The sequence below is a fragment of the Halalkalibacter krulwichiae genome (genome assembly GCF_002109385.1).
Taxonomy (GTDB): domain Bacteria; phylum Bacillota; class Bacilli; order Bacillales; family Bacillaceae_D; genus Halalkalibacter; species Halalkalibacter krulwichiae.
On sequence record NZ_CP020814.1, the window covers coordinates 3,588,674 to 3,614,112 of the forward strand.

30 protein-coding genes are annotated in these 25,439 nt (G+C 38.6%); 9 read left to right on the forward strand and 21 right to left on the reverse strand.

The window, feature by feature from the left end; genetic code table 11:
• Positions 1 to 108: 108 nt before the first annotated feature.
• Positions 109 to 1,284 carry an aminotransferase gene (locus BkAM31D_RS18095; protein ID WP_066156385.1) on the reverse strand — a complete coding sequence of 392 codons (1,176 nt, stop codon included), beginning with the start codon at positions 1,282 to 1,284 and terminating at the stop codon, positions 109 to 111.
• Positions 1,284 to 1,778 (reverse strand): Lrp/AsnC family transcriptional regulator, encoded by a 495-nt coding sequence (locus BkAM31D_RS18100; protein WP_066156389.1) that lies wholly within the window; start codon positions 1,776 to 1,778, stop codon positions 1,284 to 1,286. Before BkAM31D_RS18100 ends, BkAM31D_RS18095 begins: the two co-directional genes overlap by 1 nt.
• Before the next feature lie 176 nt (positions 1,779 to 1,954).
• Between BkAM31D_RS18100 and BkAM31D_RS18105 the strand changes: the two genes are divergently transcribed.
• Positions 1,955 to 2,524 (forward strand): cysteine hydrolase family protein, encoded by a 570-nt coding sequence (locus BkAM31D_RS18105; RefSeq protein WP_066156392.1) that lies wholly within the window; start codon positions 1,955 to 1,957, stop codon positions 2,522 to 2,524.
• Here BkAM31D_RS18105 and BkAM31D_RS18110 read toward each other — a convergent pair.
• A complete protein-coding gene (locus BkAM31D_RS18110) occupies positions 2,521 to 2,922 on the reverse strand; it encodes a hypothetical protein (RefSeq protein ID WP_066156395.1) in 402 nt (133 codons plus the stop codon). The genes BkAM31D_RS18105 and BkAM31D_RS18110 overlap by 4 nt on opposite strands.
• 154 nt (positions 2,923 to 3,076) lie before the next feature.
• On the opposite strand from BkAM31D_RS18110, the gene BkAM31D_RS18115 reads away from it, so the two are divergent.
• Together BkAM31D_RS18115 and hbs are read left to right on the forward strand one after the other, a co-directional pair.
• Complete coding sequence (locus BkAM31D_RS18115) at positions 3,077 to 3,916, forward strand: YihY/virulence factor BrkB family protein (protein WP_085449820.1); 840 nt, start codon at positions 3,077 to 3,079, stop codon at positions 3,914 to 3,916.
• A gap of 78 nt (positions 3,917 to 3,994) precedes the next feature.
• A complete protein-coding gene (gene hbs / locus BkAM31D_RS18120) occupies positions 3,995 to 4,267 on the forward strand; it encodes a non-specific DNA-binding protein Hbs (RefSeq protein WP_066156399.1) in 273 nt (90 codons plus the stop codon).
• Between the two features lie 58 nt (positions 4,268 to 4,325).
• Here the strand turns inward: hbs and BkAM31D_RS18125 are convergent, their stop codons facing one another.
• Positions 4,326 to 4,766, reverse strand: coding sequence for an RDD family protein (locus tag BkAM31D_RS18125; RefSeq protein WP_066156402.1), 441 nt, complete (start codon positions 4,764 to 4,766; stop codon positions 4,326 to 4,328).
• A 128-nt stretch (positions 4,767 to 4,894) separates the two neighbouring features.
• On the opposite strand from BkAM31D_RS18125, the gene BkAM31D_RS18130 reads away from it, so the two are divergent.
• On the forward strand, positions 4,895 to 5,512 hold the full coding sequence (locus tag BkAM31D_RS18130) for a biotin transporter BioY (RefSeq protein ID WP_157076850.1): 618 nt from the start codon (positions 4,895 to 4,897) through the stop codon (positions 5,510 to 5,512).
• Between the two features lie 167 nt (positions 5,513 to 5,679).
• On the opposite strand, the gene BkAM31D_RS18135 is transcribed toward BkAM31D_RS18130, so the two are convergent.
• The 8 genes from BkAM31D_RS18135 to BkAM31D_RS18170 all read right to left on the reverse strand — a co-directional run bounded on the left by BkAM31D_RS18135 (position 5,680) and on the right by BkAM31D_RS18170 (position 14,141).
• The gene (locus BkAM31D_RS18135; protein ID WP_066156405.1) at positions 5,680 to 6,999 is read right to left on the reverse strand and encodes a Na+/H+ antiporter family protein; all 1,320 of its coding nucleotides are present in this window, start codon (positions 6,997 to 6,999) and stop codon (positions 5,680 to 5,682) included.
• Between the two features lie 209 nt (positions 7,000 to 7,208).
• Complete coding sequence (locus BkAM31D_RS18140) at positions 7,209 to 7,895, reverse strand: ATP-binding cassette domain-containing protein (protein WP_066156407.1); 687 nt, start codon at positions 7,893 to 7,895, stop codon at positions 7,209 to 7,211.
• A complete protein-coding gene (locus BkAM31D_RS18145; RefSeq protein WP_066156410.1) occupies positions 7,892 to 8,272 on the reverse strand; it encodes a GntR family transcriptional regulator in 381 nt (126 codons plus the stop codon). The genes BkAM31D_RS18140 and BkAM31D_RS18145 overlap by 4 nt, the downstream gene beginning before the upstream one ends.
• A gap of 3 nt (positions 8,273 to 8,275) precedes the next feature.
• Complete coding sequence (locus tag BkAM31D_RS18150; RefSeq protein WP_157076851.1) at positions 8,276 to 9,076, reverse strand: hypothetical protein; 801 nt, start codon at positions 9,074 to 9,076, stop codon at positions 8,276 to 8,278.
• Between the two features lie 140 nt (positions 9,077 to 9,216).
• Positions 9,217 to 10,275 carry a DctP family TRAP transporter solute-binding subunit gene (locus BkAM31D_RS18155; RefSeq protein ID WP_066156418.1) on the reverse strand — a complete coding sequence of 353 codons (1,059 nt, stop codon included), beginning with the start codon at positions 10,273 to 10,275 and terminating at the stop codon, positions 9,217 to 9,219.
• Positions 10,276 to 10,320: 45 nt separating this feature from the next.
• Positions 10,321 to 11,586, reverse strand: coding sequence for a TRAP transporter large permease (locus tag BkAM31D_RS18160; protein ID WP_066156421.1), 1,266 nt, complete (start codon positions 11,584 to 11,586; stop codon positions 10,321 to 10,323).
• Between the two features lie 44 nt (positions 11,587 to 11,630).
• Complete coding sequence (locus BkAM31D_RS18165) at positions 11,631 to 12,146, reverse strand: TRAP transporter small permease (RefSeq protein WP_084372290.1); 516 nt, start codon at positions 12,144 to 12,146, stop codon at positions 11,631 to 11,633.
• 516 nt (positions 12,147 to 12,662) lie between these two features.
• Positions 12,663 to 14,141, reverse strand: coding sequence for a leucyl aminopeptidase (locus BkAM31D_RS18170; protein ID WP_066156427.1), 1,479 nt, complete (start codon positions 14,139 to 14,141; stop codon positions 12,663 to 12,665).
• Between the two features lie 304 nt (positions 14,142 to 14,445).
• On the opposite strand from BkAM31D_RS18170, the gene BkAM31D_RS18175 reads away from it, so the two are divergent.
• Entirely contained in the window at positions 14,446 to 14,922 is a 477-nt protein-coding gene (locus BkAM31D_RS18175; RefSeq protein ID WP_066156430.1) for a divergent PAP2 family protein, read from the forward strand.
• Positions 14,923 to 14,962: 40 nt separating this feature from the next.
• Positions 14,963 to 15,790, forward strand: a complete 828-nt coding sequence (locus BkAM31D_RS18180; protein ID WP_066156433.1) for a cobalamin-binding protein — start codon at positions 14,963 to 14,965, stop codon at positions 15,788 to 15,790.
• A 27-nt stretch (positions 15,791 to 15,817) separates the two neighbouring features.
• Here the strand turns inward: BkAM31D_RS18180 and spsC are convergent, their stop codons facing one another.
• The 4 genes from spsC to BkAM31D_RS18195 form a co-directional block, all read right to left on the reverse strand.
• Positions 15,818 to 16,516 carry a stationary phase survival protein SpsC gene (gene spsC / locus BkAM31D_RS18185; RefSeq protein ID WP_276565218.1) on the reverse strand — a complete coding sequence of 233 codons (699 nt, stop codon included), beginning with the start codon at positions 16,514 to 16,516 and terminating at the stop codon, positions 15,818 to 15,820.
• Between the two features lie 168 nt (positions 16,517 to 16,684).
• Complete coding sequence (locus tag BkAM31D_RS18190; RefSeq protein WP_174521921.1) at positions 16,685 to 17,002, reverse strand: YuiB family protein; 318 nt, start codon at positions 17,000 to 17,002, stop codon at positions 16,685 to 16,687.
• A 154-nt stretch (positions 17,003 to 17,156) separates the two neighbouring features.
• On the reverse strand, positions 17,157 to 17,297 hold the full coding sequence (locus tag BkAM31D_RS23995; RefSeq protein WP_169801128.1) for a YuiA family protein: 141 nt from the start codon (positions 17,295 to 17,297) through the stop codon (positions 17,157 to 17,159).
• Positions 17,298 to 17,546: 249 nt separating this feature from the next.
• The gene (locus tag BkAM31D_RS18195; RefSeq protein WP_066156439.1) at positions 17,547 to 18,746 is read right to left on the reverse strand and encodes an NAD(P)/FAD-dependent oxidoreductase; all 1,200 of its coding nucleotides are present in this window, start codon (positions 18,744 to 18,746) and stop codon (positions 17,547 to 17,549) included.
• Between the two features lie 334 nt (positions 18,747 to 19,080).
• On the opposite strand from BkAM31D_RS18195, the gene BkAM31D_RS18200 reads away from it, so the two are divergent.
• On the forward strand, positions 19,081 to 20,073 hold the full coding sequence (locus BkAM31D_RS18200) for an NAD(P)/FAD-dependent oxidoreductase (protein ID WP_066156442.1): 993 nt from the start codon (positions 19,081 to 19,083) through the stop codon (positions 20,071 to 20,073).
• Between the two features lie 160 nt (positions 20,074 to 20,233).
• Here the strand turns inward: BkAM31D_RS18200 and BkAM31D_RS18205 are convergent, their stop codons facing one another.
• Together BkAM31D_RS18205 and BkAM31D_RS18210 are read right to left on the reverse strand one after the other, a co-directional pair.
• Entirely contained in the window at positions 20,234 to 20,587 is a 354-nt protein-coding gene (locus BkAM31D_RS18205) for a HesB/IscA family protein (protein WP_066156445.1), read from the reverse strand.
• Positions 20,588 to 20,667: 80 nt separating this feature from the next.
• Complete coding sequence (locus BkAM31D_RS18210; protein ID WP_066156917.1) at positions 20,668 to 20,862, reverse strand: aspartyl-phosphate phosphatase Spo0E family protein; 195 nt, start codon at positions 20,860 to 20,862, stop codon at positions 20,668 to 20,670.
• 338 nt (positions 20,863 to 21,200) lie between these two features.
• Here BkAM31D_RS18210 and mqnE point away from each other — a divergent pair, with 338 nt between their 5' ends.
• Together mqnE and BkAM31D_RS18220 are read left to right on the forward strand one after the other, a co-directional pair.
• Positions 21,201 to 22,295 carry an aminofutalosine synthase MqnE gene (mqnE, locus tag BkAM31D_RS18215; RefSeq protein WP_066156448.1) on the forward strand — a complete coding sequence of 365 codons (1,095 nt, stop codon included), beginning with the start codon at positions 21,201 to 21,203 and terminating at the stop codon, positions 22,293 to 22,295.
• A gap of 311 nt (positions 22,296 to 22,606) precedes the next feature.
• Positions 22,607 to 23,668, forward strand: coding sequence for a M14 family zinc carboxypeptidase (locus tag BkAM31D_RS18220; protein ID WP_066156920.1), 1,062 nt, complete (start codon positions 22,607 to 22,609; stop codon positions 23,666 to 23,668).
• 99 nt (positions 23,669 to 23,767) lie between these two features.
• Here BkAM31D_RS18220 and dapF read toward each other — a convergent pair whose 3' ends face one another.
• The 3 genes from dapF to BkAM31D_RS18235 all read right to left on the reverse strand — a co-directional run bounded on the left by dapF (position 23,768) and on the right by BkAM31D_RS18235 (position 25,326).
• On the reverse strand, positions 23,768 to 24,601 hold the full coding sequence (dapF, locus tag BkAM31D_RS18225) for a diaminopimelate epimerase (protein WP_218017038.1): 834 nt from the start codon (positions 24,599 to 24,601) through the stop codon (positions 23,768 to 23,770).
• 20 nt (positions 24,602 to 24,621) lie between these two features.
• Entirely contained in the window at positions 24,622 to 24,864 is a 243-nt protein-coding gene (locus tag BkAM31D_RS18230; RefSeq protein ID WP_066156454.1) for a hypothetical protein, read from the reverse strand.
• Positions 24,865 to 25,089: 225 nt separating this feature from the next.
• Complete coding sequence (locus BkAM31D_RS18235; protein WP_066156457.1) at positions 25,090 to 25,326, reverse strand: YuzB family protein; 237 nt, start codon at positions 25,324 to 25,326, stop codon at positions 25,090 to 25,092.
• Between the last annotated feature and the right edge of the window lie 113 nt (positions 25,327 to 25,439).

Below are 25,439 nucleotides of genomic sequence, written 5' to 3' on the forward strand. Positions count from 1 at the left end.
TATTTTTTTCTCTCAATATAAAAGAATGGCTGATTCCGTATTAGTTCATGCTCTTGCTCTCTATCTTCACTAAAAAACCAAGGCCAAAAGACCTTGGTTCACAATTTTTTACATTAATTTTCGTAGGAAACGGTCTATACGTTCGACCGACTGCTCTAAATTGTCCATTGAAGTTGCGTAGGAGCAACGAATGTGCCCTTCGCCACCTTCTCCAAAGACATATCCGGGTACTACAGCGATGCGCTCTTCCAATAAAAGTTTTTCTGCGAATTGCTCAGACGTTAGCCCCGTTTTTTCAACGGAAGGAAAGGCATAGAAAGCTCCTCCAGGTGTATGACAAGGCAATCCAATTTCCCCAAATGATTTAACAACAAAATTACGACGTTGTTTGTAAGATTGCTTCATGCGCTCAATATCATCCATTCCACTTTTTAAAGCTTCAAGTGCACCATATTGAGCCATTGTAGGAGCACACATTAAACTATATTGGTGCAACTTCAACATCGCAGCCAACAAGTCAGGTGATGCCATCACAAACCCTAAGCGCCAACCCGTCATTGCAAATGCCTTCGAAAATCCAGATATTAAAATCGTTCGATCTTTCATATTCGGAAGAGAGGCAAAGCTAACATGTTTCTCATCATAACTTAACTCCGCATAGATCTCATCAGAAAAGACAAGTAAGTCATGGCATTCAGCTAAATCAGCGATTTCTTGCATTTCTTTCCCGTTCATCGTAGCTCCTGTTGGATTATTCGGAAAACAAAGCATAAGCGCTTTTGTTCGAGGGGTAATCGCAGCTTCAATTTGTTTAGCCGAAACCTTAAATTGATTTTCATTGCTAGTTCCAACTGAAACAGCGACACCACCAGCCATTTGCACAAGTGGGACATAGGAGACAAAGCTCGGTTCTACGATGATCACTTCATCGCCTTCATCTAAAATAGCTCTCATCCCTATATCAATGGCTTCACTCGCACCTACAGTCACAAGTACTTCCGTTTCAGGATCATAGTTAACCGAGAAACGATTGCTCATATAATTTGAAATCTCTTTTCGCAACTCGAATAGCCCTGCATTTGCAGAGTAAGCAGTAAACCCTCTCTCTAACGAAGAAATACTAGCCTCTCGCACATTCCATGGAGTGACAAAGTCTGGCTCACCTACTCCAAGGGAAATAATATTGTCCATTTTGGAAGCTAAATCAAAAAATCTTCTAATTCCAGAAGGTTTAATCTCCTGAACTCGTTTAGATAGTCGTGTGTTCAATTTCGTTTGAGTCATTACGGCGTCACCACAATCCGGTGATCTTCGTCACCTTGGTCAAAGACAACTCCATCATGCTTGTAGGTTTTCAACTGAAAGTGTGTAGTTGTTGAAATAACTGTATCGATCGTTGATAATTTCTCTGATACAAAACGAGCGACTTCCGTCATTGTCTTCCCTTCAATTACAACCTGAAGATCGTAAGCTCCTGACATTAAATATAGGGCTTTTACTTCTTGGAATCTATAAATGCGTTCAGCTACCTCGTCAAACCCCACTCCACGTTGAGGTGTTACTTTCACATCAATCATAGCTGTTACGCCTTCTTGCTTATTAATTTTGCTCCAATCAATAACAGCTGAGTAGCTTAAGATCACTTTTTCTTCTTCTAACTGTTTTAACATTTGGTTGACTTCATTCTCTGTTAAATCAACCATCTTCGCTAATGTTGGGACAGCCACTCGACCGTTACTTTCAATAATTTGTAGGATTTCAATTGCTTTTTCGTTCATTTTCTCTATCCCCTTCCGCGTTACATAAGCGTATGGTATGGTCTCTATTTGTTCATGATAACATATCGAATCAATGTTTCCGATTTACCCTTTTCACATTATTCAAATATTTTATTACAATGAAGAGATAGATTCAATAAGAATTCTATCCTAAATACAAAAGGAGCTTTTTATTAATGAAGATCAAACCAACCTACGCTTTGCTGATTATTGATATGATTAATGACCTTGAATTTTCTAGTGGTGTTCAGTTATTGCCCCATGCCTTAGATGCCGCAGAGAAGATTACTGTCTTGAAAAAAGAAGTAAAAGCACTTGATATTCCCGTCATCTACGTAAATGATAATTACGGCAAATGGCAATCAGATTTTCGCTATCTTGTAGACCATTGCTTACAAGAGGAAGTTCGTGGAAAGCCACTTGCCAACATGTTGCAACCCGATGAAAGTGATTATTTTATACTAAAACCAAAGTATTCGGGCTTTTATGCTACACCACTAGAGCTTCTACTTGAACACCTGAATATAAATACGTTGATTCTGACTGGGGTTACAGGAGATATGTGTGTGCAATTTACAGCAAATGATGCCTATATGCGAAATTTCGGACTTATGATCCCGTCCGATTGTGTCGCCTCTCATACACACCACATCAATCAACAGTCTTTACATACGATGAAAGAAGTTGTGAAAGCTGATATTTCACCTTCATCTTTGTTACTTGAGAAACTGAAAAAGAATACTTAGCCTTTTCTCTCCACTCGGATATTGTTTCTTCTTGAAAATTCAATTAAGTGTTCGGATAAGCCTTCTGGAGAGAAACGTTGTAGTTTGATTCTCATTTTCTTCTTTAAATAGAGAAGAATGATTGAACGTTCTCCAACTTGTATAACTTCGAGCTTCTCAATCTCGTCAGCATGAATCGTTTGTTTCTTTAAAGTAAAACCAATTACATGTACAACACGAAATAGTTCATCCTCACGTATCTCTAGTTCATACCGTAAAGTCATACCGGCAAAAAAGAAAAATGCTAGTGCATAAGCGACATTAGTCAAAGCAGTTGACTCTAATGCATAGGCATAAGTAATCGTTAAAATAAAGAGAAGAATCCAGAGAAATTTCGGCTCACTAGCCTTATAATTCATTTAGATCACGCCCCACTTTCTATTTAAGTCTCTATATACTATATCATTCCTCACAGCCATTTAGGTTTCAAATTGCTGTTTGATGCAACTAGAACGTTTTAACATCTAAAAAGAGGGGAATTTATAAGGAAAGAGTCTTTATAAGGAGGATGCCATGAACAATTACTCATTTATGAAAATACTCTTCACTAAGTTGAAGACGGATCCAGTATTGGACTGGGCCGCAACACTTGCCTATTATTTTATGCTCTCTATTTTCCCATTATTGATTTTCATATTGGCATTAGTGCCCTACTTCCGCTTTGATTTGGATACTGTTTATTCTTTTATTCATGACTATGTTCCTGAAGGACTCGCCAATGTATTAGGAACGACAGTGTTAGAAGTCATTTCAGAACCGCAAGGAGGCCTTGTCTCTTTTGGTGTAATTGCAACACTTTGGTCTGCTTCGAATGGGATGAACGCTCTTATACGGGCAGTTAACCGCTCGTATAACACTGAAGAAACACGGAATTTTATCAAGTTACGTTTCATGTCCATCCTCTTAACGATTTCAATGATTATCGTCATCGTTGTCACGTTATTGTTGCCTGTTTTTGGACATGTCATTATTGAATTGTTCGAAACGTACTTTTTCCTGCCGCACGAGACTGCAAACATATTAAATACATTGCGCTGGATTATCGGCATTGGCTTAATGACCTTTGTTCTAATGGTACTTTATAAAATCGCCCCAAATGTAAAGCTATCTTTTAAACAGGTTATACTTGGGGCAATCGTTGCTACTGTTGGTTGGCAAATTATTTCCGTTATTTTCTCTACATATGTTAGCAATTTCAGTAACTACACTGCTACATATGGAAGCCTCGGCGGCGTTATCATCTTAATGCTTTGGTTCTTTCTAACAGGACTTATTCTCGTTATTGGGGGCAAATCAACGCTGCCATGCATCAACACATCAAAAAGGAAAAGATTCTCTCTTAGAAATGTATAAAACCCTACTTTTTGGAGATGATGGTAGCAGAATGTACGGTTAACACTGTTAACTAATTTAATTGAGGAGATGACAGGGATGAACAAAACGGAACTAGTGCAAGCAGTAGCTGAACGGACACAGCTGACAAAAAAAGATGCCGGAAATGCTGTCAATGCAGTTTTCGATCTAATTGAAGAATCATTAGCTAAAGGGGAAACTGTTCAATTGATTGGTTTTGGTAACTTTGAAGTCCGAGAACGTGCCGCTAGAAAAGGGCGTAACCCACAAACCGGTGAAGAAATTGATATCGCCGCTACAAAGACCCCTGCATTTAAAGCAGGAAAACAATTAAAAGAATCTGTAAAATAATCAATATAAAAAACCTGATTCCATCGTCACTTCTTTCTGACTAGGAATCAGGTTTTTTCTACGCTTCTTGATAAGGATTAATCTCTTCTGGCTTTTGATACGTAACATATGTTTTTGCTAACATGTCGTGGATACTACGTTTATCTTTTCTAAATGCCACCATAAACGCACTGACAATGACAGCAATTCCAAGTGTAATGAGATACACAAAGCCTGCAACAACAACTCTTAGTAACATCGCTCCAATACCTGGATTTGATCCATCCAACATTACAATACGTATACCACAAAGTCTTTTCCCAACCGTATACCCATACCAAAATACAGGTAAAAGCAAACCATATAGTAAATTTAAGAGTCCATCGACGCCGTCTCTAGTTGTACCATCAAACCCTATCATTGCTCCTAAAATAAAAACGGTTCCTGAAATCAGCAACCCATCAAGGATATTGGCTGCAAGTCTAATCCAAAAGCCCGCGGGACGTTCAACCATCTCCATACCTCCTTTATGCTATCACTCATGTATATTCCATTATAACTCGATTATGAATTCAATGTACAACAGAAGCTATTTCGTTAACCTAATTAAAAATTATGTTGACAGTAAGTCTATTCCTGATTATTCTAATGTTAACTAATAACTATCACGAGGTGAACAAATTGAAATCTAAAATACGAACGACTGATTTGGTACTTGTTGCTATGTTTGCAGCACTAATGGCAATTGGGGCTAATGTAACATCATTTTTAGTAATAGGCTCTGTACCGATTACGCTACAAACTCTATTTTCCATTCTAGCTGGTGCTTTACTAGGGCGTCGTTTAGGAGCATTAGCCATGACCGTCTACCTCTTAGTTGGACTTGTTGGTTTCCCAGTTTTCGCCCAGTTCTCTGGTGGCCTTAGAACATTGGTCAGTCCTACTTTTGGCTTTTTGCTCTCTTATATACTTGTTTCTTATGTGACAGGTCTTATTATTGAAAAAAGCAAAGAAAAGAAATTAGCAACTTTCTTACTCGCTTGTTTTGCCGGTCTCATTATTAATTACGTTCTTGGTACTCATTATATGTATTTTGCCTTTCAAGTACTCGCAAATTTAGAGGCTGTTAGCTACACCATCGTTTGGTCTTGGATGGCAGCACCTCTTGTAAAAGATATAATATTAACGATTTTTGCCTCAGTACTCTCAGTTAGAATTTACAGTACCGTCAGAAGAAGCCAACACTCTCCTAAACAAATTGCTTAAAAGATTAGGGCGTCCCAAAAGGTCAAAAGCAGATCTTTTGGGACGCCCTATTTATTTCATTAAAGTAGAAGAAGCTCACCAGCCGCCCGCAGTAAGCGAAGTACATTTCCGGATCGTATGCTATGCATCAACTACGTTCGGATTTTTCAACTTCTTACGATACTTTTTTATAAAAACATCGCAGCCATCCAGCCGAAAATAAATAATGGAATGTTAAAGTGTAAAAACGTTGGGACACAGGTATCCCATATATGATTATGCTGTCCGTCAGCATTTAATCCAGCAGATGGACCTAACGTACTATCTGATGCCGGCGCACCTGCATCTCCTAACGCACCAGCTGTTCCAATAAGTGCAATGATTGCCAGTGGTGAAAAACCAGCTGCCATACCTAGCGGAACAAAAAGGGTTGCAATAATAGGGATTGTCGCAAAAGATGAACCAATTCCCATCGTGATAAACAAGCCTATCACAAGCATTAATAAAGCAGCTGCTGCTTTGCTGTCGCCAACAATATTAGATGTTTGTGTAACAAGTAAGTCGACATGACCTGTTTCACGAATAACCGCTGCAAACCCCGATGCAGTTAGCATTACAAAGGAAATAAACGCCATCATTTTCATTCCCTCTGTGACAACATTATCTGCCTCTTGCCATTTAAGAGCCCCACTTCCAATTAAGACAATTAACCCTGCCAAAGCGGCAATAATCATCGAATCAGATAACGTTTGGACAACCAACGTCGCCACAATAGAAACAACAGCTACCAAAATCGTGCGATTCGTATAGCTTTGCTTTTCAGAAGATCCCCCTATAATGTCACGATCTTCATACGTACGATTTTTTCGATACGTAAAGAATACGGCAATTAACAATCCTAGAACGAGTCCGATTGTTGGCAAAGCCATCGCCTTAGGAATGGAAGCCAATTCAACAGCAAGTCCGTTTTGCTCCATGTTATCTGCGATAATCCCATGGAAAATCGCTCCAAATCCGTAAGGTAAGAAAATATAAGGTGCTGTCAAACCAAATGTTAATATTGTTGCAATCGCCCGACGATCAACGCCTAGTTCATTTAAAATTTTTAAAATAGGCGGGATTAAGATCGGTATAAAAGCGATATGTATTGGTACAACATTTTGTGAGAAACAAGATACAAGAGCTAATAAAAAGAAAATAAGCGCTTTTGATAATGCCTTTTTCCTTGAATCTTCATTTCTCCCAACTAGTTTAATTACCCAATTCACCATGACTTCCGGCAAACCTGTCCGCGCAATTGCAACAGCAAACGCTCCAAGAAGTGCATAACTCAACGCTACGGTCGCACTGCCACCTAGTCCATTACTAAAAACAGTAACCGTTTGATCAAAGCCTAGTCCTCCTAGCAAACCTCCCACTAATGCCCCAACTGCGAGCGCTAGTACGACGTGAACACGAACTAAACTTAAAATTAACATTACAAGAACTGCTACTAATACTGCATTCACAACGACCAACTCCAAATCCTTTAACTTGCTAAATTACTAATATGATAAAGTACTAAACTAACGTAGCATTATAGTAGGATAGTTGTCAATGGCAATCTTTAGTAGAGTAAAGAGTTTTACGGCAACCTATGATCTTTGAACGAGCATTTCAACATAAAAAAGCCACCGAAAAAGGAAAAAACACGTACCTCTTTCAGCGGCCTTGAAATTTATTGATATATACTTGTCATCCATTCGACAATCCCTACATTCTCCTCACTTCGTAATTGTTCAACGTCACGATGACCTACAATCTTTCCATCCTTTATTAAAATGACTTCATCAAGTATCGCCTCGATTTCTTTGATTTCATGCGTGGCAATCAAAACAACTTGCTTCTCTAAATCAATAAAGGAGATCAAACCTCTTACGATTGATTCGCGGACCATCGGGTCAAGACCAGACAGTGGTTCATCCATCAATAGAACAGGTACTTCCCGTGCTAGTGTTAACACTATTTTCAAGCGACCTCGATTTCCTTTAGACAATTGTTTTAACTTTGCGTTACGATCTAGTTTCATAAACTCTCTTATTTGTTCTGCTTTTTCCAATTTAAAGTCCGCAAATTGCGTCGCATAGAAATCAATTGTTTGCCCTACATTGTAAAACCCGTAAAAAGCATCAAGTTCAGATAGATAAGAAACTTGATTCGCTAATCGGTTAGCTTTCGTTCCGTTAACGGTAACGATTCCCTTTGTAGGATGAGTGAGACCAGCTATTAACTTGAGCGTTGTTGATTTTCCACTACCATTCTCACCAATAAGGCCAATGATTTTCCCCGTTGTTAACTTTAAATCAACTTCCTTTAAAGCAGTCTTACTCATAAATCTCTTTATCACACGATCAAATATAATCATCTTTTTCCCTCCTCTACCGTCTCTAAAAATGCGAGAAGACCTGTTTGAATTTCTTTGTTCGAATAACCCATTTCATGCATAGCACTCACAAAAGCTGATATTTCCTCTTCCTTCATTTGCTCTCTCATTAACGTAAGGATCTCTTCCGTTTCTGTTACAAACGTACCTTGGCCACGTCTTGTCTCCACGATCTTCATCCCTTCTAATTCACGATATGTTCGTTGAACTGTATTTGGATTCACACTTGCTTGTATTCCCATTTCGCGGACTGATGGAAGTTTATCTCCTGGCATTAATTCCTTACGTAAGATCTGCTTTTTAATCCGCTCTGCTAATTGGCTATAAATAGGCTGTGATGAATGAAACTGCTCTGACATTATTTACACCTCAACTTTGCGATCAAGGAGCCACCAAGCTCCTAAGAACAGTAAAATGGCTACAACTGCTTCAAAGAAATAAAAACCTAAATAAAGAGAAATGTAACCAGCCTCTTGTATGACTTCAGTTCCAGTTTCGAAGTTAGTTGTTATGTTAATACTTTCAGTGATTCCTGAAAAATGTAACTCTCCCCATTGTGTCAACCAAGCATAAAGTCCCGTCTCTGTAAAAGCGCTATAGAGAGTCGTCGCAATGATGAAAATAACAAACGTCGAAAGAAAACTGACAAAAGATCCTAGATTTCGATTCAGAACTAAAAAGATGATCCAAAAGAACATAAAAACAATTGCAAAATGAACAGCAAGCAAAATCAAGTGGAGACCACCGAACATTCCTATCTCGGCAATATTAACGAATTGCAACTGTTCAGAAATGCTTACCGATTGATTAACTGCAATAAATAACGTTGTACCGGTAATGAAACAAGTAAAGAGCATATAAGCTAATGCAGACACTAATTTTGCTGAGAGAAGACCATAACCTGGCATCGGACTGTGTAACCATAAATGAAGGACTTTCCTTTCTGTTTGTAAACTATAAAGCAAGTAGTAAATCATATAGAATACTTGAATTCCTGTTGCAAACATTGCAACAAACACTACTGCTTCCCAACCAAATCCATTTCTAGACCCTAGATAGCTTGCAATTCCGATTACAACAAGAAATGCTATGATTGGGACAAGAAAAGCAGATAAACCAAGTCGTAATTCCTTTTTCATTAAACTAATCCATGCACTCATCATCTAACCTCCTACATTCACTGTATTAGTGTATTAAGTACATAGTACACTAATACACTATGTCAATTCAATAGGTGAATGCCTATTTCGAAAGAAAAAAGCTAGAGCATAATGATTATGCTCTAGCTTTTTCTCCCTTACCTTTATTCATGTGCAGCAATTTCTTGCTCAAGTAGTTCTAACATTTCACGCCCTTCATCACCAACAACTTCATCACGGAAGAAGTCACGAATTGGCACCGCAAGTTCACGGAATGCTTCGCGCTCTTCTTCTGTCAATTCAATCACTTCTGTTGGGTTATCTGTGTCATTTTTGATAAGGTCAAGGTAGCTTTCGTTCATTTCCTTCTGCATTTCGAAAACTCGTGGTTGCATTTCCTCTACTGTCTCATCAATTAATGCACGGACGTCTTCTGGTAATTCATTATAAAAAGTTGGATTTACAGTTGTCATCGCAACATAATTGTTATGATTTGAGATTGTCATATGATCTTGTACTTCATGGAATGATGCATCTTCAATAAAGAAGATTGGGTTTTCTTGGCCATCTACTACTCCACGGTCAAGTGACGTGTAAAGCTCAGACCAACTTAAAGGCGATGGATCAGCCCCATAGGCACGATACGATTCCATAATTAATGGTGACTCTTGAGTACGCATTTTAAACCCTCGGAAATCTTCAGGTGTGCGCAACTCACGGTTTCCTGTCCACTGCATTGCTCCTTCTGTAAAGAATGCAAGTGGTTTAATATCATGTGCTTCATACATACCAGCTAGCTGTGTATTCAACGCTTCACTTGTATTTAAGATTTCTTGTGTTTTTTCTTGGTCATCAGGGAAAAGGAATTGAAGAGCAAATACTTGACCTTCCGCTACCATCCCACCAGTGAATCCTGGTGAAACAATCGCAAATTCCAATAATCCATCTTGAAGCTGCTCAACCTGATCGACTTCACTACCTGGAAGCTCTCCAAACCCATAAACATCGATGTTAATTTGTCCATCTGATTTTTCATGAATAAGGTCTGCGAATTCTTTCGCGTATTCATACTGAACTTGACCTGGCTCCTCCTCTGTTGCAAATCTCCAATCATAGGTTGTTTCTCCATCTGTTCCTGCACTTTCACTCCCACATGCAGCCAAGGCTAATGTCAGTGCTCCTGCTACAGCAAATGATTTCCAGCTTCTTTTTTTAAAAAACATCAAATACCCCCTGTAATAGTAAAATCTATTAATAAGAAAGTTTCACTACAATAAAAACAGTGAAATTTCTTCAAATAGTATAATTAAGACCGATGCGATTAGTAGCATAATAATATAGGGCGGTGTTCCTTTAATAACATCTAAATACGATTTGTTAAACACCGCACTGGCGGTAAAAATATCTACTCCAAATGGCGGTGTGGCCGATCCTAAAGCAGCTTGGAATACGATGACAACCCCTAAATGAATCGGATCAACACCTGCCGCTATCGCTACTGGATAGAAAATCGGTGTTAAGATTAAAATAACGACGATTGGATCAATAAACATACATCCGATAAAAAAGAAAATCGCCACAATAATTAAAACTTGAAGAGCTGTTGGATCCGTTCCCAGTACCGATTCCGTTAGCGCTCTTGGTATCCTTGCGTATGAGATAAGCCATGAGAAAGCTTGACCGGCAGCAACAAGAATAAAGACCGCCGATGTCACAAGACCGGTCGATAATGCAATTCTCGGAATGTCTGGTAGTTTAATGGTTCGAAAGATTACTAGTTCTAGAATTAATGCATAAAGCACAGAAATACCTGCAGCTTCCGTCGGACTGAATATTCCGAAATATATACCTCCGACAATGATCACCGGAAATCCTAAGGGCAATAAGGCTTTAACCGTAACTTGTCTTCTTTTTTTCCAGCTGTACTTCTCTGCTAAAGGGATGTTGTAAATTTTCGCATGTATGTAACTATAAATGGCAAACATGAAGAAAATAAGTAACCCCGGGCCAATACCAGCAATAAATAAATCACCAACCGACACACTAGGTGCAGCAAGTCCGTAAATAATCATTCCGATACTTGGAGGAATGAGTAAGGCAATGTCACTAGCGTTAATAATTAACGCAATTGCACTCGAATCCTTATAGCCAACTGACAAGAGACGCTTACGCATTGGTGTACCAATCGCTACAACTGTCGCTTGAGTTGATCCTGAGATCGACCCAAATAATGTACATGCAGCTGCTGTCGTAATCGCATACCCTCCACGTAAATGACCAATAAACGCTCCAACAAAATCTAATAGCCGTTGCGATGTTTTTCCCGTAGACATAATGTCTGCTGCAAAGATAAACAGCGGAACCGCTAGTAGAACATAAGAGGAAATCCCCTCCATCATCTGTTGAACTACAAACATCGAGTTCACATTAGGTAAAAAGAAGAGTAATACGATTGAAGCAGCCATCATGGGGACCATCATTGGAAATCCCATTACAAGCAACACAATCATGACAATTAACATCGTTGCTATCATTCTTAAATTCCTCGCAGTCTATTATTTTTTCCCTTATTTGGTTGCTATGAATAATCTTTTTTATCCTGAGCCAAATAAACTTCTTTTTCTCTTATATTCACCCACATGTTTCGCAAGAATTGTATACCACCGAGCACGAAACCAATTGGAACAAATACAGCAAATAAATAAGCCGGTACTTGCATCGCAGTTGTAACTCGTCCGGAGGATACTAGTGACATGAAATATTGATAAGCAAATATAGACATAATGAAAAGAACAATAGCAGTAATTACGGGAATAAAAATAGCAAGAGCTTTCCTTATTGGAAACGGAGCAAGATCATAAAAAGCCGACATACTAATATGTCTTCCTTTTCTTGCGGCATAACTAATTCCCATGAAGGTAGCTACCGTAATCGCAAATCTACTAACTTCCTGCGAAAACGCCCAACTTGACCCAGTTATCGCTCGGCTCAACACATTACCAACAACCATGATGGCAATTAATATGATCGAATAACTTAAGATATGTTCTTCGATCTTTACAAGCCAGCGGTCAATCGTCCGCAACACGTTCAATGAATGGTCTCCCCCTTTCATATTTTTTCAAAGTTCTTTAGAAAAACTACATACTTAATATGATACTGGAAGGACTTTCCCAGCTCAAACACGATATACAGGCTTAAAATAGTCTGAAAACTTAAAAACTAGGCTGAGACTAACTGGCATGGCTGAACTTGCTTAATGCTCTTCTCAACGCTCGAATGGTCATTCATGCTCCAAAAATCCCAATATTTCCTTATCGAATTAAAGGGGTAATGAGCGAAAGGAAAACTAGGTGTCTCGTAGCTGAACTGATCCAGACGCTCTCTTACTACTTAAGCAAAAAAAGGGTGTGTCTGATTTTCAAGACACACCCAAGACTACTATAGAGGAAGAATAAAAAGGGAAAACCACCCTTTTTTGCGCTGATGCTTGGCATTGGCTCCTCTCGACACGCGTGTTCTTTGAGAAGACCGCTCAAAGAACACTTAAGAGATTGTGTCGGTTCCGCTCAATGCTTCGAGGAAGAATAAAAAGGGAAAACCACCCTTTTTATTCTTCCTCTTTATTAATCACTACCTGTGCTAGGGTTCTTGCCATGGCTCCGGTTCCTCCTAGGGGGCCTAGGTTTGAGGGTTTGGATTGCCAGGCTGTGCCGGCGATGTCGAGGTGAACCCAAGGGGTGTCTTCGGCGAATTCTCCGATGAAGAGGCCTGCCGTAATGCTTCCAGCTGGACGTCCTGGTGCATTATTTAAATCTGCCACATCGCTCGAGCGGAGCAAGTTCTTGTAAGGTGCATAATTCGGTAAGCGCCATATCCATTCTCCCGTTTCTGCTGATGCTTCTAGAACATCCTCCATTAATGCTTCATTGTTTGTTATCGCTCCTGTCGTGCAATTACCTAGTGCAATAATCACAGCACCAGTCAAGGTTGCCACGTCAATTAATGATGTCACTCCTAGTTGCTTGGCATAAGTAACACCATCAGCTAGGATGAGTCGTCCTTCTGCATCGGTGTTACGTACTTCGATCGTTTTTCCACTTAGCGAACGAATGACATCGCCTGGCTTCAATGCAGAACCGTTTAATAAGTTCTCTGAAGAAGGGATTACTGCTAAAACATTCGTTTTCGGTTTCAATGTTCCAATGATGTCCATTGCTCCTAAAACCGCGGCAGCTCCTCCCATGTCCATCTTCATCTCATGCATGTTTTCACGAGGTTTAATCGATATACCACCAGAGTCAAAGGTCAAGCCCTTGCCAACGAAACCGATTAACTCATCCGATTGTTCATTCCCCTTGTAGGTTAATACGATCATTTTAGGAGGTTGATCACTACCTGCAGCAACAGCAAGCAATGCTCCCATTCCTAACTCTTCCATGTCTGCTCTTTCAAGTATTTCATACTCAAATCCATGTTGCTTAGCAAGCTCGATCGCTTCTTCAGCTAAATCCGTAGGTGTCATTAAATTTCCAGGTATGTTGACTAGTTTTCGTGCTCGATTTGTCCCCATTCCATACGTATAACCTGTATGAACTGCCTCCATAAGTGCTTCTATGTCTTTTCCATATATTGTTACATTTTCAATTGCTACATCAACTTCATTTGTTTTTTCTTTATAATGGTCTACTTCATATAAACCTAAAGCTAGTCCTTCTCCTACTAATACCGCTGCGTCAATCGATTCAACTGAATCAGATGCAGCAAAACTATTTAGTAGCACACCAAGTTTTGTTACTTTGTCTGTTCTAATTTGTTTCCCAAGAAGCGCCATTTTTTCACGCAATACTTCCGTTGAATACTCCTTTTTTTCACCTAGGCCGATAATGTAGATAACACTCGCCTTCACTTGGCCGAGTGTATACATTTTCTCAAGCTCTCCTTTAGCCCTTTTTATGTTTTCAATTTGTCCATTAACAGTTTCGTTAAGTGTAACAACGTCTTCTTGTAAAGATTCATTCTGAAATACACCCAGCACAAGGGCATCATGGTCTGCTTGTAGATCGAAATTCTCTAAAATGGTAAACATTCGATTTCAACTCCTCATCAGTATGTATGCTTTTATTATACATACTTCCTATACTATTTCGAGTAACGAAAAGAAATTTCTACCGATAATATTTCAATCGTTAACGAACACTAATAAAAAAGAAGGTAATTTATGATATAATAAATGACAATCTTATGCGTCATTTGATGTTTTAAAAAGCAATCTTACTTCTTAGTTTTAATTAATAGTAAAAAGGTAAAAGGTACAAAGAAGGTTGTTCAACTTTCTCACATTTTATCCTTTAAGAATACTCTTACTTGTTAGAAAGGACGTTTTATCAACAATGGAAATCTTCCAAAACTTCCCTTTATGGGCTGCCCTTTTTGCGATTGGCTTTGCTCAATTTGTCAAAGTTCCTCTCGCATTTATTGCAACACGAAAATTAGAATGGTCTTTGCTTACAAGTACAGGAGGAATGCCAAGTTCACATTCCGCCGCTGTTACAGCCGTTTCTACAGCTATTGCCATTGAGTTCGGACTTGATTCATCAGTTTTTGCTATTGCAGCTGTATTCGGAATTATTGTTATGTTTGACGCAACAGGGGTAAGACGTCATGCAGGTTATCATGCAACGGTACTCAACCAACTGGTCACTGATTTTAATAAACTAGTTGAAGAAGTTAAGTCTTGGCCTCAAAAAGAAGAAACGGAAAAACGAAAAGAATTGAAAGAATTATTAGGACATCAACCCATCGAAGTTTTCTTTGGTGCTCTACTTGGTATTATCCTCACATTACTTCTTCATGTGATCGTTCATTAACATAGAGGCTGATCCCACTTTAAGAGAGAGGAGACTAAATATGAGAATCGTTTCAATTTGCCCGAGCAACACAGAATTGCTCGCGTATTTAAACCTTCTACCACAATTAATAGCGGTCGATGATTTTTCTGATTGGCCCAAGGTCGTTCATGGTCTTCCAAGACTTGGACCCGATCTTTCCATTAGAATGGATGAACTAGAGGCAATGGAACCTGACTTAGTCATTGCCTCTCTTAGTGTGCCAGGAATGGAAAAAAATGTAGATGAATTAATCAAAAGAGGAATTCCTCACGTTGTTTACAATCCAAACTCACTAACTGATATTAGAGATAACTTATTGGACCTTGGGAAACGAACAAATAAAGAACAAGAAGCGTTCGAAATTACCGAAGCGTATGATCGCTTTATCTATACATACCGTGAGAAGTCAAAACTTGTAACAAAAAAAAGCCTCTACTGGGAATGGTGGCCTAAACCAGTTTTCACTCCTGGGGCTAAAAACTGGTTAACGGAAATTAGCCAATTAGCCGGCGGGCGCAACGTTTACGATCATGTTGATTTAGCAAGTGTTCAGACCGATTGGCAAGATGTCTACGATCATAACCCTGATCACGTTTGTTTAGCATGGGTCGGCGTTCATACGAAGAAAGTGAAGCCTAACATCCTTTGGAAGCGTCCCAACTGGTCTAATTTAAAAGCATTACAAACGAACCAAGTTCATGTGCTAGAAGAGGAACTCTATTGTCGTCCGTCACCTCGCTTACTTCTCGGGTTACAGAAGCTTGCCTCGTTACTCCATCCCGATGTAATGCCTAACGATGATGGTCTTGATCCATTGCTTGACGCAACCATAAAAAAAGAAGAATGACGTGCATCGTGCACGTCATTCCTCTTTTTAATGGTTCATTTGATTACGGAAAACTTGAACAGCGTCATCTTCATTCATGCTTATTAATTCTTCCTCTGTTAAGCTTCCGTCCCCTTCTTTTACTAAATAAACTTCTACTTCCTGTTTGCCCCATTCATTAAATACTTCGGTAACTGTGTCATAATAAAGATCAATTTTGTTTCCTTTAATAGCAGATCCTGTATCTGCCACAACGCCATAACCATATCCAGGAATAAATAATATCGTCCCAATTGGATAGACATTTGGATCAGCTGCTATCGTTGAGTATAAATCACGCTTCACTTCTACTCCTGAGAAAGTAATTCCATAACCTGGATGCCCAGGATTTTTCCCTGTTGACTCATACCCAGCGGTATAGCCTGTAGCCACAACAGTATGGGACGGATATTGTGACCAATCAATAGCCTCTTCCAGCGAAACTGGCTCAGATTCGACTACTTGAGACTTGGACTGCTCCTCCAATTGAATAACAGGCAATGATTTCGGTTGTAACGAACTTTCTTTAAACTTGTTATCTTTTACAGGATAGAGCTGCTCTTTTAAACTTGATTCGGTATTGCTTAAAGCCCATTGTTTCAGTTCTGCAGCACTTACTCCAGAGAACGTACTAAACGTTGTGAATAATGCCATTACAAATAAGCCGCTCATTAGAACTCTACGACTAATTGTTTTCAGGTTTACCACAATTTTCACTCCTCTCATGAGAACAGCATTTCCTGAGAGGTATGCAAATATACAAATTAATTGATGGAAAATTTAAACAATAAAAAAAACATCGTCTATGTTTTCCAAGAACTAATAACTAAAGCAACTATGACTGACCAAAAAAAAAGCTCCCATCCGGAAGCTTTCTTAAAACATTTGGTATCCTCTAACTCGTAGCATCTTAATGACTACACCTGCGACAATTGCACCTATAAATCCTGAACCTAATACTAAAATATCTACTAAATGCAAAGCTAGCAATTCAGATCCAAGCAATGAAAACGATGCAACTGGTGCTGTGAAATAATCAAAAAACGCCACATTATCAACGATCAATATAACAATAATTGGATAAGCTAAAGCCATAATCCATGTAGAACGTAATACCATATTTAATAAAAATCCAATTCCAAAAAACAAAATTAGAAATAATACCATCGATATAATTAATTGTGGTAAATTCAACGTCTTGCACCCCCATATCCTTATTAAGTTTACTGAACAGTCGAATGTTTAGTCAACTATCGGGGATGACATCTTTGTGGCATTTTTTAATCATACTCTTTTGAACGAAGAAAAGGCGTTTAAAACTTTCTGTTTCTATACGCCTCCACTGCTCTTATTTAGATGGTTGTTCTTGCCCTTTCCCCTCACACTGATAACATGTTTCACTTCCACCTAAGAGAAGCTGAAAATATCCAGTCCCATGACAGTACGGGCAGTGTTCTTCTTTATGATCTGTAAAAAGTGTACGATTCATCTCAAAACACTCCTCAACATTTTATAAGAGTATATTATCAGAATTATATAATAATTAAAAGTCTGTAAAATAATCTGACCTTTTGATGTAAGCGTAATCAATCATATTTTTCATTATATTATTTATGTTTTCTTATAAATTAATACGTAATAAAAAAGACAAATGCAGGTAGCATTTGTCTTTTCTCGTATAAAATTGAGGGCACCTCAATTACAACCGGCATTGAGGAAGTGCGCCTCAATTGCCTTGTTACATTGGGTTCTTACCGCGTTTTAGGACTAGTCCTGGGCCGCCTAATAAGAATAGGTAACGGTTGTCGATCATTTTCTTCATAAAGTTTGCTGAAGATCCGAATAATTTTCTCGATCCAACTACTCCAATTGCTTCCTTGCCTCCAAGTGAAGCTACTGTACCTTTAATATCTGGCTTGAATGTTTTTAAAGACTCTCCTTTAATAAGAGCTTTGATGTTATTAGCACATACTTCAGCCATCTGCATCGCAATTTGTGCAGTCGGTGGATATGGACGATTGATTTCTTCATTAATAAGAAGTGCACAGTCTCCGATGACAAAGATTTCATTATGACCAGGAGCACGTAAATCTAAATCAACTTTAATGCGTCCACGCATTGCTTCAAAACCGGATTTTTCAATGATTGAGCTTCCGCGTACACCGGTTGCCCAAACGATTGTTTCTGCTTTGATTTCATCTCCACTTGCAAGAGTAACACCTGACTCAGTCACTTCTTTAATTGGACAGTTGATTTTAAATTCAACGCCACGGCTTTCAAGAAGGTTCATTGCATATTCAACTAACTCCGGATCAAATCCTGGAAGGGCTGTTGGAGCAGCCTCAATTACGTACATTTTTACTTTTTCACGTGGCACATCATAGTGAGCACATAGCTCAGGTAGACGCTCAGAAAGCTCACCAATAAATTCAATCCCTGTGAAGCCTGCACCAGCAACGATGAATGTCAATAGCTCGTCTTGTGGTTCTGCCGTGTTGTTATATTTTGCAAACATGTACTCAATATGTTCCTTCACTTCACGCGCACCATTAACAGTCCACTTGCTAAATGCATGTTCGTGAACACCTGGAACTCCAAACGTTTCCGCTTCCGCACCTAGTCCAACTACAAGGTAATCAAACTCAAGTTCACCATTCTCAAGCACAACTTTCTTTTCTTCGCGTTTGATTTCAACAACGATATCTTTAACAAATTTAATTCTGTTTAGGTCAAGAACACTAGCAATAGGCATACGAGTGCGCTCTGGAGAAAGAGTACCAGCAGCCGGCTCATGTAACCAAGTTGTTTGATAGTGATAATCATGCTTATTCACTAAAGTGATATTAGCATCATTGTGACCTAATTGTTTTAATAAACGAGTTGCAGTAATCATTCCTGCATAACCAGCACCAAGAATCACGATGTTTGGCTTTTTCATTTTCAATCACTTCCATATTCTTTATTTTTTTCTCTTGTAAAAAAAGCTCCCCCGATATTGTGATTTATTTCACGAACTGTGGTATGACGAAACAAAAATTTCATAAAATAATTTCGGAAAGTAGTCACAAAATACACCCTTAATGATATGGCTTTTCCACTTTTTTTTCAACAGTCTTTTTCATTTTTTGTACTACCATTTTCTATTATATTAGTTTTACTTGTTTTTAATGTAAACGAAACCAATATAATTATACCTTTGCTTTTCTAACCTTTCTTTTTCCAGAAGATATGCCTATAATGAACCTATACCCGACTTTATTTGGAGGTGGAGCATGATGACAAACATTGAAACCTACGATATTACCATTATCGGTGGTGGCCCAACAGGCTTATTCGCAGCGTTTTATGCTGGAATGAGACAAGCAAAAGTAAAAATCATAGAAAGCATGCCTCAATTAGGCGGACAACTCTCTGCCCTGTACCCGGAGAAATACATCTATGATGTAGCCGGTTTTCCGAAAGTCAAAGCTCAAGAACTCGTCGACAGCCTTGAACAACAAGCAAAACAATTCAATCCAACCATTGTACTTGAGCAATCTGTAAAAGAGCTCTCGCAACAAGAAGATGAATCCTACATAATTAAAACCGATAAAGAAACACACCTATCAAAAGCGATTATTATAACCGCAGGTGCAGGCGCATTCCAACCTAGACGTTTAGAAGTTGAGAAAGCAGACTTATACGAAGGAAAGAATTTACATTACTTCATTAAAGATTTAAGTGAGTTTACAGGCAAAAAAGTTCTTGTGTGTGGAGGAGGCGATTCTGCGGTTGACTGGTCACTTATGCTAGAGCCAATTGCTGAAGAAGTAACATTAATTCATCGCCGAGACAAATTCCGTGCCCATGAACATAGCCTTGATCTCCTTAAGCAATCAAAAGTAAATATTCTTACTCCATTTGAAATAAAAGAGCTTATTGGAAACGAGGATGTCATCGAACAGGCTGTAATTAAAGAAATTAAAGGCGACGTCGAAAAAACGATTGATGTTGATGCTGTCATCGTAAACTTCGGCTTCGTTTCTTCCCTTGGCCCAATCAAAGAGTGGGGTTTAGAAATTGAACGCAACTCCATTGTTGTCAATTCAAAAATGGAAACAAACCGAAAAGGCATTTATGCCGCTGGTGACGTATGTACTTATCCTGGAAAAGTAAAGCTAATCGCAACTGGCTTCGGTGAAGCACCAACAGCAGTCAACAACGCTAAAGCAGCGATCGATCCAAACGCCAAACTCTTCCCAGGCCATAGTACTAGCTTGTTCTAGAAAATCTTGGCTTCTGCCAGACAATTGATAAAGCCTCTGCACTCATACCCTCCTCTATCCGGAACCTAAAGATATGTATGCAGAGGCTTTTTTCTTTTCCATATAAAAAAACTTACCTAACGATGATTTCATCATTAGATAAGCCTGAATTTAAAAAGGATTAGCAATCCTCTGGTGTACCAGCATTTGTCGCAGTGCGGAATGAAGTACCACAGCCACAAGAAGCGATCGCATTTGGATTATCGATTGTAAAGCCTCCACCCATCATGTTTTGCTTATAATCCACTACAAGCCCTTTAATAATAGGTTCACTTTCTTTATCAATTAAAACAGAGAGACCATTTACATCGAGCAGTGTGTCTTCTTCATGCTTTTCTGTATCAAAACCCATACCGTATGAAAGTCCGCTACAGCCGCCACCTTTTACACCGATACGAAGCATTAGATTAGAATCTCCTTCTGCTTCCATCATATCTTTAATTTGGCTAACTGCTGCATCAGTTAAAGTAATCATGTCATCCCTCCTAATCGCCTGTTACGATTAGTATACCCTTTCGCATCTTGAACCTCAAGAGATCTACTCGCGGATTTATCTCAATACGATAATGTATTTGTCCAATTAGGGGATACTTCAAGTAGAATCATTTTATTATGTGCACGATCTAATTCTTGACTATAACGAAGCACGATAGGATGACTCATTCCGTATTGTTCTGCTGCTGTTACCATCTTTTTACGAAGTTCTTCAATTTTTTCTAGACAAGATTCTTGATTCAATACTCTGTTCATCTCCATCACCTCTCCACATAGCTTGTCTCATTCGTACACTTCAGTTTAGCATTAAACTAATAGTACCAAATACTCGAATTTAAAGGCAATACTTTATCACCTAAAAAAAGGATTTTTTCATTAAAACTGACAAATTTACGTCTTTTTCCTTTGCCTTTGTTTTCCAAGTATACTTTCTTTCTTTAATACTGTTCTGATAGTATAATAGTAGACAATTCTGAAGGAATATATTCCTTTAGTAAATAAATTCTATAAAATAATGTGAATTTCCTTCTTAAAGTCGATATTCCTATAGAAATTGTCACGGTTATTTTATGAAAAAATGGAGGCGCAAGATAATGGCAACAATTTTAACTGATACGAAACTGCAAGCTATTGCAGAAAAAGTTAATCACGGCGAACGTCTCACAATAGAAGATGGTCTATATTTATTTGAGAGCCCTGATTTGCTCGGGATTGCACAATTAGCAAACCAAGTAAATTATAAGAAAAACAGAGATAATGTCTATTTCATTGAAAACATGTACATTAATCCGACGAACGTATGTGAAGCAAACTGTGGTTTCTGTGGATTTAAAAGAAAGCCTGGACAAGAAGGCGCATACACAATGGATAGTGATGCACTGCTAGAATATGTTGAAAAGCGTTGGAATGACAATATTCGTGAATTCCATATCGTAGGGGGACATAATCACGAAGTTCCCTTTGATTATTACTTAGAAACAATTCGTACGTTGAAGAAGCACTATCCTCAAGTAACAGTCAAAGCTTACACTGGTGCCGAAATTGAATTTTTCTCTCGTATTTCTGGTTTATCAATGAAAGAAGTACTTGAAGAACTTATCAAGGCCGGACTTGATACCATGCCAGGTGGTGGTGCTGAGATTTTAACTGAGCGTTATCGTTTAAAAATGAGCCCGGACAAAGCTTCAACTGATCAATGGTTAGAAGCTCATGAAATTGCTCACAACCTAGGTCTGAAAACACATGCGACGATGCTTTATGGTTCGATTGAAACAAAAGAAGAACGATTAATACACATGGATCGCTTGCGCCAGTTACAAGATCGTACAAACGGATATATGGTGTTCATCCCGCTTGCTATGCAGCCACGCAGTATTAACGCTGGCCTTAAACGTCGTACAACCGCTTACGATGACATGCGGACATTAGCGATTAGCCGTTTAATGTTAGATAACTTTGATCATATTAAAGCATATTGGATTAATATCGGAGTTCAATTAACCCAAATGGCACTTACATTTGGATCAAGTGATATACACGGTACTTTAATTGAGGAGCGTATCTCACACGCTGTCGGCGCCTTAACTTCTCAAGGAATTACACGTGAAGAACTTGTTTACTTAATTAAGAGTGCTGGCAAAATACCAGTAGAACGAGATACATTCTATAATACGATTAAAACATATTAATCACTCCGAGATGGTTCTTTAGTCCCGAAGAGCCATCTTCTTCTTTCCTCTTACCCTTACATAGTCATTTAGACCTCTTTTTATAAATTTACCCATCCAATTATTTTCTGATAATTCACTCCCTAATCTCTACCCATTCTTGACCATTTGACACCCTCTGACAAAAACCTATTTTCTCTCTAGTCATTTAGAAACCCGAAATAGTTAAAGGAAAATGAGTTGATCTAATCTTAACAGCTTGTCCTCTTCCAACTTACAATTAATTTGTAAGATTATCTTAAAGACTAAAGGGAGGAAGAAAAATGAAAATGATGGGGAAAAACGTCTTAACCGTTTCATTAGCAAGTGTACTTGCACTAGGTGCTCTATCAACAACTGCTTTACCAGTAGGTGCTGTTGGAAATGGCCCTAACTACAATGGAAACGAATCTATTCAAACTTCCATGTTAACTACATATGAGGAAATGGTTGATTATTTAAAAAAGCAAGAAGCCCGTCAAGAAGCAATGAAACTTGAAGTTATTGGACAAAGTGTGAAAGGCCGCGATCTATACGCTGCAAAATATATTTCTAACGAAGAAAATCCAACCATTGTGTTTGTAACACAACAGCATGGAAATGAACAATTAGCCACTGAAGGCGCACTAGAATTTATTAAACATTTAGGCACCGGCAAAACGAAGAATGTATTACAAAACGTCAACATCATCGTTGTTCCAATGTTAAACGCCGATGGTGCAATGGGCGATGTCGACTTTTCAACAAATGATTATGTTGCAGCTGGTGGCCGTCATTTAACTCGTACAAATGCAAACGATGTTGACCTAAACCGAGAACATGCTAAGGAAATAATAGACATGGAACCAGAAGCAAGAGCTTTCTATGAGAATATTTTAGAGAAATATAAAGTTGATTATTTAATTGATTTACACCATCAAGGAACACAAAGTGCCATTAACGATCAATATGTTTCGGGCTCAATCCTATATCCTACGAACCCAAATGTCGATCCTGCTGTAGTTGAAAAGTCTAGACAATTAGGGGCTGTTGTTTATCACCAGATTGAATCAAAAGGCTGGGGTCTTTTAGGAAAGTATAATGGTGGCACCGGCTCTAACATTGGTCGAAACGGAATCGCCGAAAGATATAACGTTGCTACGCTATTATTTGAGATGCGCGGAATGTCTGACCATTTTTACGAACCATATGTATTAGGTCAAAAAAGCAATGGTTATTTAATCAGGCAATCAGTAGAAACACTGGATGCAGCTGTGAAAGCAATCGCCGATGGTTCCATCGAAAACGTTGATACCAGTTTCTGGGATACCCTTCCATTCCAAAGAAATAAAGCTTCGGAAGAAGAAGGCGAATAACAGCAAAGAATCATATTCTATCTATAGACACACATTATATTTTGCAAATTACAAGAGGCCCTGAGTGTTTGAAAAAACTCAGAGCCTTTTTTTAATCCTTTACTTTCGTCCAAATACACCTTCACAAATAATTTCCGCTGCGCCTTTCATAAGGACATGTCCATTTTCTTGCCACGTAATCGTTAAATCACCACCAAGTAGATGGACTATAACCTCTTCCCCTTTTTGACAATGTCCGTTTAGAACAGCTGCAACGACCGCTGCACATGCGCCTGTACCGCAAGCTTGTGTAATTCCAGATCCTCGTTCCCATACACGGAAATGTAGTTCATTTCTTGAAACAACTTCAACAAATTCAACATTAACCCAATCAGGGAAGCGCTCATCTTTCTCCATTTTTGGCCCTACTGAGTCAACGGGAGCTTCCTCGATCTTCTCTACAAACATAACAGCATGCGGATTTCCCATTGAAACAGCCGTGACTTCAAGTTGAGTATCATCTAACTGAAAAGGTTCTGCCACAACCTGATCTTGTTGATCACCCAGCATCGGAATTTGCTCCCTAGCTAATATTGGTTCCCCCATGTCTACTGACACTGTATGAACACGATCCCCTTCTACGTGAACGGTTGCTTCTACTAACCCACCCAGTGTTTCAATTTGAAACGTTTTATCATTAACATATCCATGTTCGTAGGCGAATTTAGCCACACAGCGTAACCCATTTCCACAATTCTTTGCTTCTGAACCATCGCTGTTAAACACACGCATTTTTACAGGAGCTATTTCAGAGGGACACACAAGGATCATCCCGTCAGAACCAATCCCTTTATTTCGATCAGATACTTCAATCGCAAGTGGGGAAAGCTTGTCCTCATCAAACGTTTGTTTAAACATATCGACATAAATATAACAGTTTCCTAAACCATGCATTTTCGTAAATTGCAATCTACTCAATCCTTTCTTAAACGCTTATCCGTCCAAAAATAATCGTCATCCGCTTCAAGAATTGTTAACTTACCACGACAACATGGCATAATTACTACCGTTTTAATTCCTTCACGAGCACGTTCATACTCGGACTTTTTTATATTAGTTAGAACATTTTCTTCAACACAAAATGGACAATTTTGAAAATAAATATCATTAAAAAGCTTTTCATAAGGCCATGTATTGATAAATGGAATTACATTCAATTTCTCACACTACTTTCCATTTCGGTATGGTTTTCAGTGGCTTCACTCATTGTTCGAGATTTTTAAAAAAGGTAAAGATCGACCTTTTATTTCGGTGTCAATGGCTACGCTCACTGCGCGTCCCTTTGAGAAAACCGCTCAAAGGGACTTAAAACCTTGCAGTGGCTTCGCTCATTGTTCGAGATTTTTAAAAAAGGTAAAGATCGACCTTTTTTAAAAATCTCTCTAAAACATTGGGTTTTCTTCTAGAAATGTGTATATATTTTCAACGAGTTCTTCGTTTGTTTCGCCGGATACGTATTCTCCATTTACAAGGGCAAATGGTTCGATGGCGCAATTTCCACAGTTGCTTAGGCAGCCATATTCAATTATGTCTAAATTGGGGTCTTTTTCGAGTTCTTCCATTGCTTTTTGTGTTCCGCTTGCTAAGTTACTTAAGCAAAATTCAATTATTGGTCTCATTATTTCACCTCTTCTATCTTCTCTAATGCTACTCCCGAGTGGAATAGAAGTCAATTGTCGTGTTTCAAATCTCTCTTTATAAAAAGGGTTTCAAAAAAATTCACAAATTTGTT